Source organism: Enterococcus sp. DIV1304_2, from assembly GCF_050555445.1.
GTDB lineage: Bacteria > Bacillota > Bacilli > Lactobacillales > Enterococcaceae > Enterococcus_B > Enterococcus_B pernyi.
Genome location: NZ_CP187851.1, coordinates 1,613,386 through 1,632,951, shown reverse-complemented (window position 1 = coordinate 1,632,951; position 19,566 = coordinate 1,613,386). Strand labels below are relative to the sequence as shown.

Below are 19,566 nucleotides of genomic sequence, written 5' to 3'. Positions count from 1 at the left end.
TAATTAAAGGTCAAAAAAGAAGTAGTTCACCTGATTTTCTGAAGGGATTGTTTCTGTCTCCACGTTCATTCAGTTTTACTCTCTTTTTTGATGATTGGTAACGTAATCGTTACCGATGTACCCACACCAACTACCGAATCAATGTGTAAGCCATAATCTTCACCATAAAGTAATTGGATTCGTTCATGAACATTTTTGCTACCGATACCTGAAAAATAGTCTCTGTTTTTCGTTGGTTGTTCCGTATCAAAGCCATCACCTGTATCCATGACTTCAAACGTCAATTTATTCTCTCTGATCATCCCATACAAAGTGATGAAGCCATTTTTCTTCGTTTGGAACGCATGCAAATAAGCATTTTCGATGATCGGTTGGATAATCATATTGGGCATATATAAAGAATAAAGTTCCTCTGGTACCATGATTTTGGTTGAGATCGCATCACCGTAGCGCAGTGTCAAGATCGCAATATAACTTCTCACACTGTTCAGTTCTTCTTCTACAGGGATAATTTCATTTTTATTGCCAATCGTACTGCGCAAGAGGTCGATAAAACTGTCGATGCCTGCGACGGCTTTTTCATTTTCTTGTTGCCACACTAAAAATTTGAGGCTAGTTAACGTATTATATATAAAATGAGGCTGGATCTGTGCTTGCATCGCTTGTATCTCTAATGTTCGTTTTTTCTTTTCATTTTGTAAAGATTGCGTATGATTGTCACTGATCGTTGTTAGCAGTTGATTGATCGTAGTAGCAAGTGTCCGGATCTCATACGTCCCTTGGATCGGAACAGAAGCTGCTACCGGTTCTCTGATTTGGTTTAGGGAATCCACTAATTGATAGATGGAGCGAGTGTTGCGATTCAAATAGGTCGCTACTACGGTACCGCCTAAAATCAGTGTTCCAATATTATAAAGGATGATCGGAATGATGACATTCATTTGATCGGCGATCGAGTGGACATTGACCTCACTGACCAAAGCCGAGTTTTGTCGGTAAAGCGGTAAACGAGTGATCCGCTGATTGGCTTTAGTCAATGTCTCGTGTTCGACTAACTCATCAAATGAATCAAACGTCGTTCCGATCCGGTTCTGAACATTCGAAGCAAAGATTTTTTTCTCATCTGTCACAAAATCGATTTGCGTGATTTGCGGATCGACCGATTGGCTGAATATTTTTGCCAACTCATCAGAAGTGATGGCTACGACAGCATAACCATAAGTTTGGTTCAAAGTGGATCTAAGCTTTTTGATAAACAAGACACTTGGTGAATGTTGATCGCGTTTCGTCAGTCCAAACTGAGTAAAGACCATTTGTGTCGCTGTTGGATTCTCATTGACTTTCTGGATCAATTCTAATTGGAAAAAGTCATCAGCAGTGAGATCACTCACCATGTCATTACTAATGAACATCCGACCATTTTCCCCAAAAAGAAAAATATCATCTTTGATGTTTGGAAAGATCGGTGCCAATGAATCATTCATTTTTTGCACCGTACGTAGTTGATTGATTTTCTCCAAAGTCGTTTGTTGACCTTCTTTGAAATACCCCTCTACAGCAGAGCTTTCAGCCAATAATGTCAACGTGTTCTCTATATTGTCATTCAATGTTTCAAAATCATGTTGGATCTTTTGTAAGGTCATTCGATTGGATTGATCGAATTGTTGGATGTAGGCGTCTCTTGAGCGTTGATAAATGAACAAAGAAATCGTTGCTGCTTGAGTGAATAAAGCAATAAAAAGAATGATCAAAAGTTTGGTCAAAAGTTCGTGTTCTCTTAGCTTTTTAATCATACGGTCAGTATTCCTTTACGATATTGTGAAGGGGTCAAGCCAGTTTCTTCTTTGAACACCCGAGAAAAATAACCAAGTTCAGTAAATCCAGTTTGCTGACCGATATCACTTAACGAAAGATTCGATTCTTTCAACAATAGTTTTGCATGGTTGATACGGACTTTTTTTAAGTACTTCGTAAAATTGATCCCATACTTTTCTGTAAAGATCGTCGATAAATAACTATAAGAAAAATGATATTTTTCGGATAGCGTTTGTAGACTGATGTCTTGATGATAATTCTCTTGGACATACTCATAGATCAACGTCAACACATCTGAGTTGTCTTTTCTGAATGTAGTGGTGACTTCACGTAATAACTTCGTCGTGTTATTGACGATCAAGACCAAATCATCCCACCGTTCTGCTTGCGTGATCTGTGCTGGAATCGTGATTTTTAGTGTCATGATTTCTTTTCTTTTTTCATGTTCGTCCGCGATCGCATTGATCAAGGCATAGAGTCGATTGATGATCTCGTGTTTCAAATAGCTTGGTTGCAATCGTTGATCAAGTACCTTACTCATGTAATTGTCCAATTCTTCGATGGCAGACGAAAAATCTTTGTTCATGATCTTGGTCAAATAACTTTTTGTTTGTTGTTCATAAGAAGAGAGTAGGGGAGATAATAGCTCTTCACAAATAACGCAGTAATCTGTCAGATAAAAGTGCTGTCCGCTACTTTTTTGTTTTAATTTAAGGAATTCAGAATAAAAGTTTTCAAAATCTAGTGCATCAGATAGAACATAGAGACAAGAATCTGCCTGGTGCTCTTGCTGAAATCGTTCAATCAACTGATCGAATGCCTTCTTCGAAGCGACATTGATAAAATAACCAATATCATTTGCTGTCGTAGAAAAAGGGAAGACAGAGGCGAGCTGATTTGTATATCGTGGTGCTTCTGCAATCAATTGTTCACTCCGACGCTGTTTTTCCGATTGCTTTTCTTCACAATAGACTAAATAAAAGTAGTCATGTGGGAATTTTTCGCGTAATATACCTAAATCAAGAGAAGTTCCGGACAAATAATTGCTCAGTAGTTGACTCATTTTTTCGAGTTCTGTCAAACGTGGTTTCTTTACTTCTGTAGATTGTTCCACCAGACTCTTTAGAGAAGCTAAAAACTCAGTAGGATTCAATTTTGGTTTAAGTAAATAATCTGAGACGCCTTCTTTGAATGAATCTTTGACCAATTGAAAGTCATCATAGCTAGATAAAACCAAGATTTTTGCTTCAGGTTGTTCCTTCTTGATCAATCGAGAAAGTTCGATTCCATTTAAATCTGGCATCATCAAATCCGTTACGATGATATCAAGAGGCTGATGCTTGATGAATTCAAGCGCTTCTAATGGTTTTGAAAAGGCCCCTTTGAGATGGAAGTCGTGCGCTGGCCAATCGATCAGGGTACTTAGACCAGAGAGAATGGTCTGTTCATCATCGATCAATACGATATTTTTCAATGTTTTTCCCCCTATTCCTTTGTTACGTAAGTTAAAAATACTGGGAAACGTTTACAAATGCAAGTCTAAAATTTCATTCACTAGATCAAAAGATGACAAAATTGTACTTTTTTCTTATTTTAGGATATTTTTCTTGAGAACGATCGATGACGAAGAAAACGCTTGCAAGTCTGTTATGATAAGCATGTAAGAAAAAACAAACACTAAAAAGGGTGGGTATAAAAATGAAAATAAAAAAAATCTTAGCTAGCGCTTTCGTCCTAACAGCAGCAGTTACACTTTTTGCCGGTTGTGGCAATTCTTCCAGTGATGCTTCGGGAAACGAAGATAAAGTAACAGTCTGGGCATGGGATGAAGCCTTTAATATCAAAGCCGTCAATGAAGCCAAAGAGTTTTACGAAAATGAGGATGTTGACGTAGAAGTAGTGACGATGTCTCAAGATGATATCGTACAAAAACTGAATACGGCATTAGCTAGTGGAAATACAGATGGTTTACCAAATGTTGTGTTGATCGAAGACTACCGTATTCAAGGATATCTGACCTCTTACCCAGATGCGTTTGCTGATTTGACAGATATTGTGGATGAAAATAACTTTGCTGCATATAAATTTGCAGTTAACAAAGTTGACGATAAAATTTACGGTGTACCTTTTGACTCAGGTGTGACAGCCAATTTCTATCGGACAGATATCTTAGAAGAAGCTGGTTATTCGGAAGAAGATATGAAGAACTTAACATGGGATGATTATTTACAAGTTGCACGAGATGTCAAAGAAAAAACAGGGAAAAAAATCTCTGAAGTCAATCCTTCCGATTTAGGTCGTGTGCGCATGATCATGCAACAAGCAGGAGAATGGTATACCTCGGAAGATGGAGAAACAGTGACGATCGAAAATAATGAATCATTAAAATATGGGTTAGAACTCTTTGCTACCTTGCTTAAAGAAGATCTAGTCGAACAAACATCTGACTGGAATGCTGGGGTGACGGCGGTCCAATCAGGAGCTGTTGCTTCTACACCAACTGGCGCTTGGTATTCTTCAACGATTCAAGGGGCAGAAGATCAATCAGGTAAGTGGAAGATCGCACCGATTCCTGCTCTACCTGCTAACATGCAAAAAGCACAAGCTTCCAACTTGGGTGGTGCCGGCTGGTATGTGATCAAGGGCGTAGCTGGTGAAGAAAATGCGAAAGACTTCTTAGACAAGACATTCGCAACGAATGAAGAATTGATGGGCAAATTAGCAGAAGAGATCGGTTTAGTATCTACTATGTTGAGCGCAAATGACCAAGAAGCTTATCAACAGCCGTCTGAGTTCTATAGTAATCAAAAAGTATTCGATGACTTTTCAAAATGGACAGCAGAAATCCCTGAAGTGAACTATGGTCATGAAACTTATGCCATTGAATCTGTTGTGGCAGAATCCTTGAGCCGAATCATCAATGGTGAATCAGCAGACAAAGTTTTGGCAGATACGCAAAAACAAGTCGAAGCTCAGTTAGCCAATTAAGTCATATCCAGCGTCAATAGTAAACCGATTATGAATGGAATAACAAAGAAATAAGTTGCGATCTCTTCAAACGGATCAACGAGAGTATTGTTCTTTCGTTTGAAGGTATCGTTTATAGAATAAGCAATTAATTGAAACGCGTATGGGGACAGTCACACCGTTAGCTATCCTGTATAACTTTAGCAATGGTATTCGAAAAAATAAGAAGTTCCGCTCGTTTGCTATTCTCTGTCCGATGGAACCAATCATTGAGGCAGTGGTTCAAAGCTTAGAAGAAAATAACTAGCAATTTTGTCTGACTTTCTGTGAGGCATGTATTTCTTCAACATATGTGTAATGAAAGTGGGGAATAATATGAAACAAAAGGATCTATTTAAAAATGGCAACGCGTTTTTAGTCCTTCCAGTGATCATGATCTCGATTTTGGTTTTTATACCAATGGTGTTAGCGCTGATCACCTCTTTTCAAAGTGGACCTCCGGTAAACATGACATTCAACGGATTAGGAAATTATCAACGAATGTTAGGAGATTCAACTTTCCGTAAAGCATTTTTCAATACTTTTTTATACTTATTAGTACAGGTTCCTGTCATGTTGTTTTTGGCCTTGTTTATTTCCAATCTATTGAATGATAAAAAATTGAAGTTCAAAGGATTGTTCAGAACAGCGATCTTCTTGCCATGTATTACCTCAATGGTCAGCTATTCTTTGATCATGAAAAGTTTATTTTCCCAATCAGGTTTAGTCAATAACCTTTTAGTTGGAATTGGCTTGATCGATAACCCGATCGGTTGGTTGACTCATCCATTCTGGGCAAAAGTATTGATCATTATTTCCATCACATGGCGTTGGACAGGGTATAATATGATTTTCTTTTTATCTGGTATGCAAAACATCGATCCAGAAATATACGAAGCTGCTGATATTGATGGCGCATCAAGATGGCAACAGTTCATTAAAATCACGATACCTAACTTGAAACCAATCATTTTGTTTACGTCGATCACTTCAACGATCGGTACCTTGCAATTATTTGATGAGGTACAAAATATCACTGGTGGTGGGCCAGCAAATGCCACGACGACATTGTCACAATATATCTATAATTTGAGTTATAAATTCACCCCGAATTTTGGTTATGCCGCAGCAGTCTCTTTCGTTATCGTACTATTTATCGTCTTGTTATCAGTGATTCAAACTAAAATAGGGAGTGAGAGCAAATGAGAGAAATGACAAGTAGTCAACCCCGGTCAATGACAAAAAAGCAAGTGAGTATCGGACAGTTACTCTTAAGCATTTTTAAATATACCTCTTTAGTCATCGTTTCCTTTATTTCAATTTTCCCGTTTGTTTGGATGATTTTAGGGATGACGAATACAGCAGTCGATATTAGTTCAGGTAAACTGATGATCGGAGAGAATTTAGTGATCAATTTTCAAAATCTCTTTTCGAATGACTTGAATTTTTCACGCTCTCTACTTAATTCTGCAATGATCGCTGTGGTTACAACGATATTTGCTTTATTGATCTCCTCCATGGCAGGTTATGGCTTTGAGATCTATAAGAGTAAAAGAAAAGAAGTCGTCTTTAATATTTTGTTATTATCGATGATGGTCCCTTTTGCGGCATTGATGATCCCGCTATATCGAATGTTTTCACAATTGAATGGTACGATATTAGGAATCAATAGTTTTCTAGTCGTCATCTTACCTTCAGTAAGTACCGCTTTTTTGATTTTCTTTTTCCGTCAAAATGCGAAATCCTTTCCTAAGGACCTAGTAGAGGCGGCACGTTTAGACGGTCTTAAAGAATTAAGTATTTTCTTTCGTGTCTATTTACCAACAGCTAAAAATACGTATGCCGCAGCGGCGATCATCACGTTTATGAGTAGTTGGAACAATTACCTCTGGCCTTTAGTGGCATTACAATCTCCAGATAAACGAACAGTTCCATTAGTATTATCAGCCATGGGGGCATCCTATACACCAGACTATGGCATGATCATGAGTGGACTGGTGATTGCGACCTTACCAACTGCACTCGTGTTTTTCGTTTTACAAAAACAATTTGTTCAAGGGATGATTGGTTCTGTCAAATAGACAGAAATAAGCCTGAAATTTCATGTTCAGGCACTATCACTTGAATGATCAAAAATATGAAAAACGTCACCGTTAGATTTACAATATGCGGATAACTTTTGTTATAAAATAAACTTCTTAAAAATAAGCGATAAAAGCCAGAAATAGTTTATCTATTTCTGGCTTTTATCGCTTATCGCATGTAGTTGAGCCTTTTTTTTGCAAAGACAAAAAACAATATTCGTTGATTTTTTTTGATACCCTAGTTAGTTTGTTGCTGTTTTTTTTACCGTTTTTACATAAAAATGGTATCGCTTACGGTTTTTCCTCGTAAACTTACTTTTAATCAGGTAAACTAGAAGTAAGGAGGATATATGAAGAAAAATTTTAGAGAAGTAATCATTGCGATCATGCCCATGACGATATTGATCGTTATCCTGACCTTTGTATTTGCACCATTAGATGTTGAAACCATGGGAAGATTCATTTTAGGAGCAATCATGATGATGGTTGGTATGAGTCTCTTTTTGTTTGGTGCGGATTATTCGATGATGGAAGTTGGTGATTTAGTCGGAAAATATATGATCAAAAAGAAAAGTCTACCAATCATTATTAGTTTGGGTTTTCTGATTGGCATCGTGATCACGATTGCCGAACCGTCTGTACAAGTATTGGGTCAACAAGTATTTGATATATCGGATGGAGAGATTGGTCGAGTCTTATTGATCGGTATAGTCAGTGTGGGAACCGGCGTATTTTTAGCTTTTGCACTCCTACGAGTCGTATTTAAACTGTCGTATTATCGATTGATGGTGATCGGTTATCTTGCGGTACTTATCGCTTCCTTTTTTACAAGTAATGAATTTATGCCGATTGCTTTTGATGCAGGTGGAGTCACGACCGGCCCAGTGACCGTTCCGTTTATACTAGCCTTGGCTGGTGGAATGACAAGCATGATCCGCCAAGGAAAAAATGAAAACGATAGCTTTGGCATGGTTGGTATTGCTTCACTTGGGCCTATCTTGGCTGTCATGATCCTGGGGGTGATCTTCCAATGAATTTTTTGGTCACTTTTTTTACAGGTATTGGACAAGTTGGATATGAAGTCATCCTTGCGGTAGCACCAATCGTGATCCTATTTGTGCTAATGAACGTTCTTTCATTCAAATTGAGGAGAAAACGGTTTGTTGATATCATGAAAGGTTTTTTGATCACGACTATCGGATTGATTTTATTTTTACATGGTGTAAATGTTGCTTATGTACCAGTGGGACAACACCTGGGGAGTGCAATTGCTTCTTTAACGAATAATCAGATCCTCATTCCTTTAGGGTTTGTTATGGGATTTTTAGTAGGTTTTGCAGAGCCAGCCATCCATGTGATGGTCAAACAAGTCGAAGAACTAAGTGAAGGTCGGATTCATGCAAAAGTCATGTTAGCAGTGATCTCGATTGGGATCGGTTTAGCGGTCGGATTGTCTATGTGGCGCCTATTAGCTGGTTTTTCACTTTATTATTTCCTAGTTCCGGGCTATGGTTTAGCATTTGTCCTAGGTGCAAAAGTGGATAAGATTTTTCTATCAATGGCTTTTGATAACGGAGGTGTCGCAACAGGACCGATGTGTTCTACCTTTATTTTGTCTATGAGTGTGGCAATCGCCACACAGATCGACGGTCGAGATCCAATTATTGATGGATTTGGTGTGGTGGCAATGATCGCATTGACACCGATACTATCAACATTAGTCTTAGGGTTCATTTATAAACAAAAAGACAAAAAAGATCAGAAAAACAAAGAAAAATTACAACAAATGGAGGAACAACAATGAATGATTTAGTCGCACTAAATCTCGAGATGATCGTCACGATCGTGGATGGTGGCATTGGGGAAGATGTGATCGATTACTCAAAGAAGGCTGGCGCATCAGGGGGGACGATTTTACATGGACGTGGTTCTGGAGTCCATGACACAGGAAAATTCTTAGGGTTGGATATCTCACCGGAAAAGGATATCGTCCTGACATTAGTACCAGATAGTTTGACAAATGAAGTGATGGATGCGATCGGAAAAGGCATCAAGATCGATGTTCCGGGCAATGGTATTTGTTTTAGTATTGATATCGATAAAGTGATTGGTATTACGAAAATCCATCAATATCGCGAAGTCGTTGAAATGAAAGATTTATTAGAAGATAATTGAAACTCATCCAAATGCAAGTTGCTAAATTCGGAAGAGCACTTACCTTGAAATATACGAAAATTTAATAATCTTATTTTGACAATAAGTCGAAAAAAACAAAATAGACCTTGTGCTATTTTAAGTTTTTTACGGCTTTTTCTTTTGCCAAAAATTCTTGTCTATGTTGCTGGATCAGCATTTTTATAGGTTACAACTTAAAATGATGAATAAAGAAACTTCTGACTAGATAAACTTTTTTTCGATTTTTAATTGGAAAAAGGTGAGGTAGACTTCTTGTATTTACTTATAATTAGCCTTGAGACAAATTAAATATAGGATCGGTGGATGTATGTGCTACTAAAGTAGTTAAGTCCATCAAGAGAAATCGCTCGGATACTATGACAATAGTAACAGTTTAAGTCATGGCTCTAAAGTGTGTGTACTATTTTTTTATTTAATGTAGAAAAAAATAAAACTAAATTTGAGGAGTGAGAATAGTGACTAAAGACAGTTATTCCGAAGAGATTGGTAAATTGTACAATAGACGTCACGAGGATTTTAGACAGTTAAATGATCAAATGTGGCCGAATTATCGTACAAATCAAATGGGAAATACGCTTACGCCAAAAGGTCTAAGAAGTTTAACGGGTTACCTTTATATTTGCAATATCTTAGGTAACTTTCAAATAGTAGGGGAAGTCCCCTTGACACGTCAGCAAGTGGGAAATAAACAGTCAGCTGCTTTTAAAGAAGATACTCATTTAAAGGTTCGCCAAAAAGAAAAGAAATTCACGATGGATAGCCCCTCAATCCCCTCATCAAGTTCAAGTGCAGACCTCAAACGTTTCAGCTATCCAGACGTTCATGAAACAGTCAATCCCCTCATTGAGCAACTATCCTCAATTAATCCAATGATTTATCTAACGGCTAAAGCACATCAATGGCATCTCAACATGCAGCAGCTTGCACAGCTATTCTCAAAACGCGCCAATTATACGATGAATAGTGAACTTTCTAATCAAGAGCAACATGGCGCCCAGAAATCTCTGAATCATACGCAAAACCAGTTTAGTAAAATCCGCCAAGTAGCTGTTCTGAAAGCACAGCAATCAAATGAACAGCAATCCCTAACTCTCTCCCAAAATCCCTTTGAGCAACCTACAAAAGAAACCAATTCCTCCTATTTTATAGCAAAAAATTCGGCTGAGAAATTAAAAAATGTATTTGAAGCCAATGTTAACTATCAGTTTAAATCAACTGACATAGTTCCTTCAAGCAGTACCAGCGAGATTGTTTCGGTCAATGAGGATTCGTTGATAGCAGCTTTTTGGAAAGATATGACCGATCAATTCACTATTTTTTTTAGCGTTCCTGAAAATGCTACCTTCACAGAACAGATGAAAGATTTAAACGGTACTTCAGTGCTCGATCTTTTTCTAGAGATGATAAATCGAGTATTTTACATGAAGGATGAGCAACAAATGCTATCGGATGACCAAGCCAAGAATGCAGAGTCAGTATCTGCATCACTAGTTGATTTCATATCGGAATCTTTTCAAGGACTGTTTTTTTCAAAAAATAGTTCGATCACACACGCTAGAGAGGAAGGGATCTTCTCACAGCTTTGGAGTTTAACTAATAAACTATCAGATACTTTGGATGATTATATTGATAAATGGGATGTTCTGAAAGTAAGGGGAGTTGAAGCAGCTCCATGGTTTGATATCAGCCCATTGAATCCACGTTCTGATCATCGATTGGAATCTTCGTTGAGATCCTATGAGACTTTGCAAATGGCAACCTCTAATCTTGTTTTTTTAGTTACTAAAAGATACATTCAAAATACCTTGCCTGAGTACGAGTTGGGTGAAAAACAACTGCCATTTTGGTATAATTACGCTCTTTTTCAAGAACGGAATGAGACGGAAAAAATCAATACAGCGGTCAAAAAATATTTACGAGAGGAAGGTTATGGCTGGTGGCTGGAAGACGATACCTCCATGCGTTCTGTATTCGCAAATCTACAACAATTGGAAAATAGCGAAGTAGTTGAAAAAGTGATTGATAGAAGAACACAGATTGCACATATCATTTTTGATACCTGTCGCCTCTCAACTCATGGAATGACTGATGAGCGAGCAAATGCTATTTTCCTTCAATGGCGAAACAATAATATATTTAAAAATGTTCAATTTAAAATAGTAAAAAAAATTACATGGACACCCTCAAATGTTTTGAGTAATGAAGAAAAAAACAAGCCTGTGAGTGAGACTACACCTGCCACAATTTCCTCTAAGAAAACAGACTTAGAGCGAATTGATGAACTTGTGACAGATCTCATGAATAATCGTAACCCTCTTGTAAACGATGGAGAGTTATTACCGATTTTTTATTACCAATATGATCTTTTTGAGCATAGGGCAAAAACTGGTGAGGTGAATCAACAACTAAAGAAACTCCTTGAAAAAAGTGGTATTACACCCTCTTCTGACAGTGGATTGGAACTGGTAAAAGCAATCGAAAAGTATAGCCAAGAAGATTGGGGCTCAAAGAAGTCGTATAAATCGAGAAAAACACAGTATCTTGCGTATGTTATTTTAAAAGCTTATGGAGTGGGACAAAGCAGACTAGGAGATTCCCTATCAGCCAATCAGTTATTCGGAATTTTCATGCAGTGGAAAACCAATACCTTACTTGAGAAAAATGAGTATCAGAAAATGGATCAGCAAACGATTTATTATAAGTTATCTCCATGGGAAGATTCTTTATTAGCCCGTAATCAAGAACAAAAAAGTGAAAGTAATCAAATCTATGATGATTTCATCAATGAGCGCTATGACTTGTTATCTCATGAACATCCATTGATTCCCTTTGTCTATTATCCGCCACTTTTTGAAGTAAGGAATAACATAGTAAAAGCAGTTTATGATTTGAAAAAGATATTAGATGACAAGGGAATCCCAATTCAGGGAGCCTCACTGGTGGATGTATCAAAAGCGGTAGATAACTGGATTATTGCTGGAGAGACCTATAAAAAAATAATTAAACGAGTAAAAAAAATAGCAGAAATCATTGTAAAAACGTATAAACTCGAGGAAAAAGATTTATCGATCGATAAAGCTTTTGCCATCTATCTTCAATGGGGGAATAATAATGCGTACTATGGGTATACAATTGAAAAAGACAAAAGAAACTATGCCTATGAGTGGAACAAAGGAAATAAAAGGGAAGAACTAGAAAAGAAAATCATCACTTTTTTACATGAGAATGAGATTGATTCCTCAAAACTAACGAGTAGTGAACCATTGGCTTTTTCTTTACCCAATTTTACTATTGAACAAAATGAGGTTATATGCAAAAATATGACCAATTTTTTATCAGAAAGAGGGTTTGCTAACGATCTAAGTAATAAAAATATCTTGGTGACAAGTGCCGCTAGTTGGGCATTAGTAGAAGGGTTAGAGATTGATACGATCGATTGGGGAAAATTGAAAGAATTAGTTCGGGTAATTCTTGGGGATGAAAAAGAGAGGGTGATCTCTAACGAAGAAGCGCAACAAATATTTGTCAAGTGGATGAAAGATACAATAGAAATGGACACTCCATCTATGGAAGTGAAACCTAAAGAAAATACTTTAGAGCAAAAACAATCTCATTCTATGAGTAAAGCGATAGTGTCAAAATGGCAATCTGAAAATATCAAGAACCAAATGGAACTTTTTTTTCGACAGAAAGGATTATTATCTGAACGACCCACGAAAGAAGAGCTTTTACTTGCAGTCGGAAAATGGTTTACGCAAGAAGGGGTTGGGACGGTGTTAATGCCAGACAAAGTTCAGGCAGTTGCGAAAATAATCCTTAATGAGTTGGATCTTTATGGAGGGAAGTCAGATGAGAAGGTTTCAAATAAGGACGCTGAAGCAACAGTCATGAAGTGGGTATTTGAAACAGTTCTGGAAAAATCGGTGGAAACCTACATCGTCCAAAGTATTATTTCCGCTCCTGATCCGGCAACGTTTACTATCGGCCGTCTTAGAAAGTTATTTGAGGTACATGAGCTAATTGAAGCAGGTTTGATCAAGCAACGACCTGAGAAGGAAGAACAAGAGACGATAACAAAACTATGGATCCTATTGACAAAAAAAATGCTCCCAAATTATTTTCTAGAAACAAGTCAGTTAGCTGATGAGCTTTTGATATCTGACTATGACTCTTTGATGCAATTGATTGGTTCAAAATTTTTAGAAGATACAGGCTATCGTTCGAATTTCAATAAAAATGAAACGAATACTTTTGGAATGTTTTTGTTTGATATTGCCACTCATCAAGGTATAGACAATTTAAATGAATTGAATTATTTTTTTGTGCCAGCCTTATTAGCTACAGCACAACTAGAGCCAGAGCGGTTAAGTAAGGCGATGGAGTTAGGTATTCATAAAGAATTTGCATTAAGTAGTTTTATGAGTTATTACCAAAAAGGCTATTTCAATTATATGGAAAATCAAGAAGATGTTGAGCATCTGTATCAAGAGTATGAAGAGGCTTTTATAAACTGGCGGCGTAAAAAAGGGTTAGTGAATGAAGTGTTAGCAGAGTGTGAACGACTCGGGATAAGAGTGAGTTTATTTGGAGATCAAGTGTATCTTGATGGGGGGAACCCATGCCCCGGGCCATGGATCCCAAGAGATCTAGAAAAATGGTACACCGAATTAACAAAAGAAGTAGCAGACAAGCACCGTGCATTAAATAAGAAGTTGATGGAGTATGCATTTCATTCACTCAATATAGAAGATTTCAACTTTATTATTTCTCCAAAGACACATATTTATGAAGCATTTACTCAATTGAAAAATGAAGTGCACTATTATGCGCCTTCCGCACCAGGATCAATTTCTCCAGTATTTTTTGGGAATCGAGAAACTTGGCTGGATACAACTCTTAATTTAGAAAAGACGAATATTTTGGTAGCTGTCAACGAAAAAGAAGAACGGTGGTATGCCTTGAAAAACCTAGATAAAGAGGGAGGGTATGCCATCTATCGTGTAGATCAGGATCCTATGCTCTATCTTAAATATGGCTTGTTTGATAAAAAAAATATCTGGGGAGAAGGATATTCGAAAGCTGGGGAAAAGATTCGAATTGGCAAAAAGGACTACGCTTTTTCTAGTCAAGTTGATCGAATGAATGCAATCACTTCTAAAGGGGATTTGAGAACAGTGATTGACAGGATTGCTCAGAAACATCGAGACCAGTTGTATCGCCAATTATATGATTCAGGAAATGATAAAACAGTTGCTAGTGCTGTTTGGGATGGTGTCAAGCATTTTATTCCATTTTATGATTGCATTGTTGGGATCAATAATCGAGATACGAAAGGAGCAGCTATTTCTTGCACAATCGATGTGGTGCTTTTACTACCTGTATTGGGACAGGTCACTTCCCTTAATCTGAAATTCGGTTTATCCGTAGCAAAAGCAACAATAGTGGGTGGCGCAGAAGGAATGGTTAAAAATAGTGTGCGAGCCCTTCCCAATATCGCTGAGATCGAGTCTCTAGTAATAGGTGTGATCCGTTATATTGATCCGGGAGTTGAACTGGCAAAAGGAAGTAGTCAGTTAGTCCTCCATAAGCTTATCAATATGAAAACACGCGCATTTATTCGAAAAGATATCAAACCACTACTGGTAAAGCTAAATAAAATAAAAAAACCGTCAGAACCATTATCGAAAGAGCTTATTTCCGCTCAGCTGAAGAAAAATGGACCCAAGGTTTTCGTCAAACGGGTGAAAGCCCAACTATACGTGCGAGTAACCAATTTGAAAACTAGAGATGTTTTTGGAGAATACTATACGTTGCGAGGAGGACAATTAAGAGTGTTTGAAGGACAAGCCTCCTTTACCTCTGAACAACTTGATTTGATCAATCGTCTATCCAATAAAGTGGATATTGACCAACAGTTTGTCGAGGAAAAGAATCCAAACGTCAAGTTTTATGGTGATGGAATGATTTTAACAGGAAAAAAACAAGGAGAGCAAAGTAGGCGTTACATTATAATAAAAAATAAAATTACGCCTATAAGAGAAACTGTCATCAAGGAGCAAGGCGTGCGTTATGATATCTGTGAAGGAGAACGGGTTTTTCCTGTGAACTACAACGGCATTGAATGGTATTTCGAACCAGCCACTTCGCGAACGCTCTCTGAAGAAGTAGTACAAAAAGTAAGCAAAAATATCGATAAATTTCAATCACTGAAAGACCCAAGCACGCTTTCACCACCAGATGATTTGGGATTGATGATTTCAGAGACAGGTAGAACCTATATAAAAATTAATGAGCGTTATGTCCCATTAGTTTTATTCCATAAAGAGAAACAGCGCTATCATTTAGTTAAAAACGATATTCTTGAACCGATGACAGTCTTACGCTTAGATTTAGCAAATGATCAGTTCCGATTTGAAACGGAACTAGAAAAACGTTCCCTCAATTTTCAATCTTATGCGCAACCCGCAGGTGGGAAAGACGAGGTCCCAGATGACCAAATTCCTAGCACTTCAAAAGGTGCTGATTCACTCTTTGATCATCTAGCGTCATCTTCATCACAAGTATTAGTTGATAATCGATACCCACCATATTTCCAGCTTCCAGATACACTACCTTATGCGAAGGAGTGGAATAAACTTCGCCAAGCAATAGAACTTCCTGATGATACAGATATAGTGGAAGATCCAAAAGTGACAGTCCCCGTTTTATCGGAGTTTGTCCCAGAATTCCCGCCTTATGTAATCAGTGATGAAGCTAAATTAAGAGAACAAATTACTTCAGGAATTAAAGGGTATTTCCCCAAAGATTCAAATCCGAATTATCGTGTATTTTCTGGTATCGATATCACTAAGGCACCAGAATCACTCAAACCATTTCTAAAACAATTTACTGCAGAGTTTAAAAATGCGCACGAAAATTTCAAGAAATTTATAGAGAAGGAGAAGGAACTATCAAAAGAAGGGGCTCTTGCAACTACAACTGCGGGAGCTTACTTAATCGAAATGTTTAGACTAGATGGTGCGGAAAATCAAGAACAAATTTTAAAAGAAATTATGAAGCGCTTGTTATCAGTTGCAAAAAAAAGTGCGCAGCTTCTTCAACAAACGGAGGATTTTAATTTTAAAAATATTTGGCTTGTATCTACTGATTTATTGCGTGATGAGGTGACAAAGAATTACTACTCGCAAATTAAAGGATACATGGGTGCACATGCGTTTGTCATGCGGTTTGACCCTGAATGTCGAATTATTTTCATGCTTGATAGTTTTCATGTGGATCCAGCTACTAGACCAGGGATTCAAGCGCAGCCAAGTCCCAAGGATACTCTTATGCACGAAGTGACCCATATTGTCGCGTCATCGGACGATTTGATCAGTTATCCAAGGAGTCCGGTAGGTTTCAGGAACAGTGGAGAAGATCTTCGAGAGCGATACGAAAAAAATTTTCTGAAGCTAATTCATGGCGAGGGGTTTGATTCTTTTGTGGAGAATGTAAGTGACATGTTAAAATTGCCGACTGTTACAAAACAAGCTGTCTTGAATGCTATACTGACTGACAAGATGTTAAAAGCAAACCTTCAAATAACCGATGCTGAGATGCTGATGGCTTGTATTCGTGATATTGGATTAGGACGAAACTTTTTTGAGCGCGCACCCATGAAAAGAAGTCTAGCTGACCAACTAGGAAACGGCGACCTATTGTTTGCTCTTGCTGTGATCGAAGTAGTCAATGTGGAGAATTTATTATACGAGCATCCATTGGAAACCACCTTAGAAAACGCGGAAATAACGACAGAAATCAACGCCTCACAACATACACAGGCCCCTTCTGGAAATAGAAGTTTTTCAACAATCAAAAATATAGGTAAAGCAAATAGTAATGATACGAATACAAGGCTTATTAACGAGCAAAAAATCAGAAGGCGCACCGAATTGAATCTATAAGTTGTCAGACACCTTTAGATTCAGATACTAGGTAACGGTTATCGAATCGCCCATAACATCAAATACATGAATAAAAAAACGAATAGAGCCGTAAAATAAGTTTTTTATATGCGTATAAAATTCAAAGAATAAGAATTTATGAAATCTCCTGCATATTTTCACACAAACCGTTGAAAATATGCTATTTTGTAGTAGAAAAAAGGGGGAGAAGAATGAATTTTTTAGTTGTTTTAAAAGATACGATTCTCAAACGGTCGACATTCATCTATACACAAATCGATGAACAAAAAACAGTCTTGCATTTTTCGCCGGAGTTTCATTTAGAAGGGTTGACGATTGGGGAGATTTACGAACAAGGTGGCATCCAAGCTGCCAAGCATTTTTTTATTCAAGAACTTCAACTGCCAATGAATGACTATCTTGAAGTATCATTAAAAGAGTGGGACAAAGCAATTTCAGAACTTTTCCCTCAAGGAATCAACGTAGAGTCAGGTACCACTGAAGTCCATCTATCGGTGAAAGATCTACAACGTCAGATGCGTTACCAGATCGATGAAGAAGGCGCTCTTTCAATCTTTCAGCGGCAGCAAAAGATATTAAAAAGTTTTTTAAAACAAATCAGCCGAAAAAGAAATTTGTTTAAAACAACGCAGTTATTAAAAAAATATCCAGAATTATTACACACATCGATCCAGTTTCCACAATTGCTCTCATTGATCCGTCGTTTTGTTCGCTTGAAGGAAATCCAATCTAAGAAGTTAACATTCCCTTTACAAGATACCTTTCGAGTAGTAAAACGTGAAGATGAAAAAAAACTGATCGTGATCGATTTTATGAGGAACCGTCATGTGTTACAACAAATGACGATGGAAAAGGCCAACTAAGGCTTTTTCTTTTTGAATAAAAGAGAAATGGAGAAAAAAATGGGACCTATTTGGATACAACGTATAATGAAAGCTCAACAAAAATACCAACAAGTCATGAAAGGGAGATATGCGCGTTTTGATCCATTAAATCGTTTATTTTTAGTTTTAGGATTATTTTTCTTTGTCGTGAGATATTGGTTGCCTTTCAGTTTAGGCTATCTACTCTTCTTCGTTTTTATCGCTTTGACCATCGCTCGATTTAGTTCAAAGAAAATCTATGTTCGTTCAAACGAAAATCAAGCGTATTTACAAAAAACAGTTGCGATCAAAAGCTGGTTTACGAAAATGAAAAATAAACTGAAACGTCAACCCGAACAACAAGCTAGCGCTACCTACACGATTTTTTCATGTCCAACTTGTCAACTCAAGCAAAGGGCGCCGAAAGGCAAGGGTGAGATTCGAGTGACTTGTAAAAAGTGCGGCACGCAATTCACAACAAAGGTATAAGAAAAAATATTAGGCAAAGGTCTAGTGAAATGAGTAAAAAGGAGTAAAAGAATGATTAAAAATTACATTTGGGATTTTGATGGGACATTGTTCGATACGTATCCGGCGATGGTTGAAGGAGTATCTCAAGCATTACAAGATTTTGGTATCGAACGACCAAAAAAGGAAATATATCGCGTGATGAAGCAAGAATCAGTGAGAAAACTACGAGAGAGTTATCAATTAGAAGAAGCCTCCTTCAATCAATTGTTTCATCAATATGAAGAACAATATCAAGAACTCTCAGTACCGTTCAAAGAGACTGAAATGGTTTTACGTCGTTTAAAACAGAATGGAGCAAAACATTATATTTTAACACATCGTGTAACGGCTTCTACTTGGAAACTTTTAAAAGTCTTTGAGCTAGCAGATTTGATCGAAGAAGTGATTGGTATCGACCAAGGATTTGCCAGAAAACCAGCACCTGATGCAATCAATCACTTGATCGATCGTTATCATTTAGACCCAGAAAAAACAATGATGGTAGGGGACCGAAGATTAGATATTGAAGCGGGGATCAACGCAAAGATCCACACTTGCCTATATGATATCGATCATTTCTTAGGTGAGATTCCTGCCGACCATATTGTGGCGAATCTAGCGGATATTTTAGCAATCGAAAAGAATGCAGAATAAGTATCCCCTTTCAACTTTAGTTATGCTATAATTTAAACAGAGGAGTGATAAAATGGAAATTAGAAGACAAAAAGAAGTAGTAGAAGCTTTTCATTATGATTTTTTAAAACCTGATCAAGAGGTACAAACTGACTTAAAAGTAGGTTTTTCACCACTAAAAGAGACAATTGAAAACTATCCGAAAGAACATAGCATCGTTGGTGCCCGTTTAGAATTTCGTTTAGTATTTGATACATATGTGTTATCTGGAAGCGTTAGTCAAATCAACCACATCTTGAATCGCAAAGTCCAAGATCAAAATGATGTGACGCAAGAAGAGGTCGATGAATTAGTGGCACCACTTTTTGAGATGGTCAAACGTCTAGCCTATGAAGTAACAGAGATCGCCTTGGATGCGCCAGGTGTGAAATTGAACTTCCAATCAGAAAAAGAAGAAAAAGCCAAAGAAGAAAATTAAGAAAAAAACACCAGTGA

General features: G+C 37.4%; 12 protein-coding genes and 1 pseudogene. 11 read left to right on the top strand and 2 right to left on the bottom strand.

What is annotated here, in order from left to right:
- Positions 1 to 65: 65 nt before the first annotated feature.
- Both IGJ14_RS07580 and IGJ14_RS07575 read right to left on the bottom strand, forming a co-directional pair.
- A complete protein-coding gene (locus IGJ14_RS07580) occupies positions 66 to 1,793 on the bottom strand; it encodes a cache domain-containing sensor histidine kinase (RefSeq protein WP_195475987.1) in 1,728 nt (575 codons plus the stop codon).
- Positions 1,790 to 3,289: a response regulator transcription factor gene (locus tag IGJ14_RS07575; RefSeq protein WP_019723955.1), complete on the bottom strand. Its 1,500-nt coding sequence runs from the start codon at positions 3,287 to 3,289 to the stop codon at positions 1,790 to 1,792. Before IGJ14_RS07575 ends, IGJ14_RS07580 begins: the two co-directional genes overlap by 4 nt.
- A gap of 224 nt (positions 3,290 to 3,513) precedes the next feature.
- Here IGJ14_RS07575 and IGJ14_RS07570 point away from each other — a divergent pair, with 224 nt between their 5' ends.
- From IGJ14_RS07570 to IGJ14_RS07520, 11 genes and pseudogenes are all read left to right on the top strand, one after another.
- On the top strand, positions 3,514 to 4,803 hold the full coding sequence (locus tag IGJ14_RS07570) for an ABC transporter substrate-binding protein (RefSeq protein ID WP_019723956.1): 1,290 nt from the start codon (positions 3,514 to 3,516) through the stop codon (positions 4,801 to 4,803).
- Between the two features lie 354 nt (positions 4,804 to 5,157).
- Positions 5,158 to 6,027, top strand: a complete 870-nt coding sequence (locus IGJ14_RS07565) for a carbohydrate ABC transporter permease (RefSeq protein ID WP_019723957.1) — start codon at positions 5,158 to 5,160, stop codon at positions 6,025 to 6,027.
- A gap of 68 nt (positions 6,028 to 6,095) precedes the next feature.
- Positions 6,096 to 6,902 (top strand): annotated as a pseudogene (locus IGJ14_RS07560) (carbohydrate ABC transporter permease); the annotation flags it as partial.
- Between the two features lie 353 nt (positions 6,903 to 7,255).
- Complete coding sequence (locus IGJ14_RS07555; protein ID WP_065096342.1) at positions 7,256 to 7,939, top strand: DUF1538 domain-containing protein; 684 nt, start codon at positions 7,256 to 7,258, stop codon at positions 7,937 to 7,939.
- Entirely contained in the window at positions 7,936 to 8,709 is a 774-nt protein-coding gene (locus tag IGJ14_RS07550) for a DUF1538 domain-containing protein (protein WP_019723996.1), read from the top strand. The genes IGJ14_RS07555 and IGJ14_RS07550 overlap by 4 nt, the downstream gene beginning before the upstream one ends.
- Entirely contained in the window at positions 8,706 to 9,080 is a 375-nt protein-coding gene (locus IGJ14_RS07545; protein ID WP_019723997.1) for a P-II family nitrogen regulator, read from the top strand. Before IGJ14_RS07550 ends, IGJ14_RS07545 begins: the two co-directional genes overlap by 4 nt.
- A gap of 476 nt (positions 9,081 to 9,556) precedes the next feature.
- A complete protein-coding gene (locus IGJ14_RS07540) occupies positions 9,557 to 17,044 on the top strand; it encodes a QWxxN domain (RefSeq protein ID WP_195339212.1) in 7,488 nt (2,495 codons plus the stop codon).
- A 212-nt stretch (positions 17,045 to 17,256) separates the two neighbouring features.
- Complete coding sequence (locus IGJ14_RS07535) at positions 17,257 to 17,928, top strand: hypothetical protein (protein ID WP_066026257.1); 672 nt, start codon at positions 17,257 to 17,259, stop codon at positions 17,926 to 17,928.
- Positions 17,929 to 17,967: 39 nt separating this feature from the next.
- Positions 17,968 to 18,417: a hypothetical protein gene (locus IGJ14_RS07530; RefSeq protein WP_066026258.1), complete on the top strand. Its 450-nt coding sequence runs from the start codon at positions 17,968 to 17,970 to the stop codon at positions 18,415 to 18,417.
- A gap of 54 nt (positions 18,418 to 18,471) precedes the next feature.
- On the top strand, positions 18,472 to 19,092 hold the full coding sequence (locus IGJ14_RS07525) for an HAD-IA family hydrolase (RefSeq protein ID WP_029594280.1): 621 nt from the start codon (positions 18,472 to 18,474) through the stop codon (positions 19,090 to 19,092).
- A gap of 52 nt (positions 19,093 to 19,144) precedes the next feature.
- Positions 19,145 to 19,549 carry a DUF1149 family protein gene (locus tag IGJ14_RS07520; RefSeq protein WP_019724590.1) on the top strand — a complete coding sequence of 135 codons (405 nt, stop codon included), beginning with the start codon at positions 19,145 to 19,147 and terminating at the stop codon, positions 19,547 to 19,549.
- Positions 19,550 to 19,566: the final 17 nt, after the last annotated feature.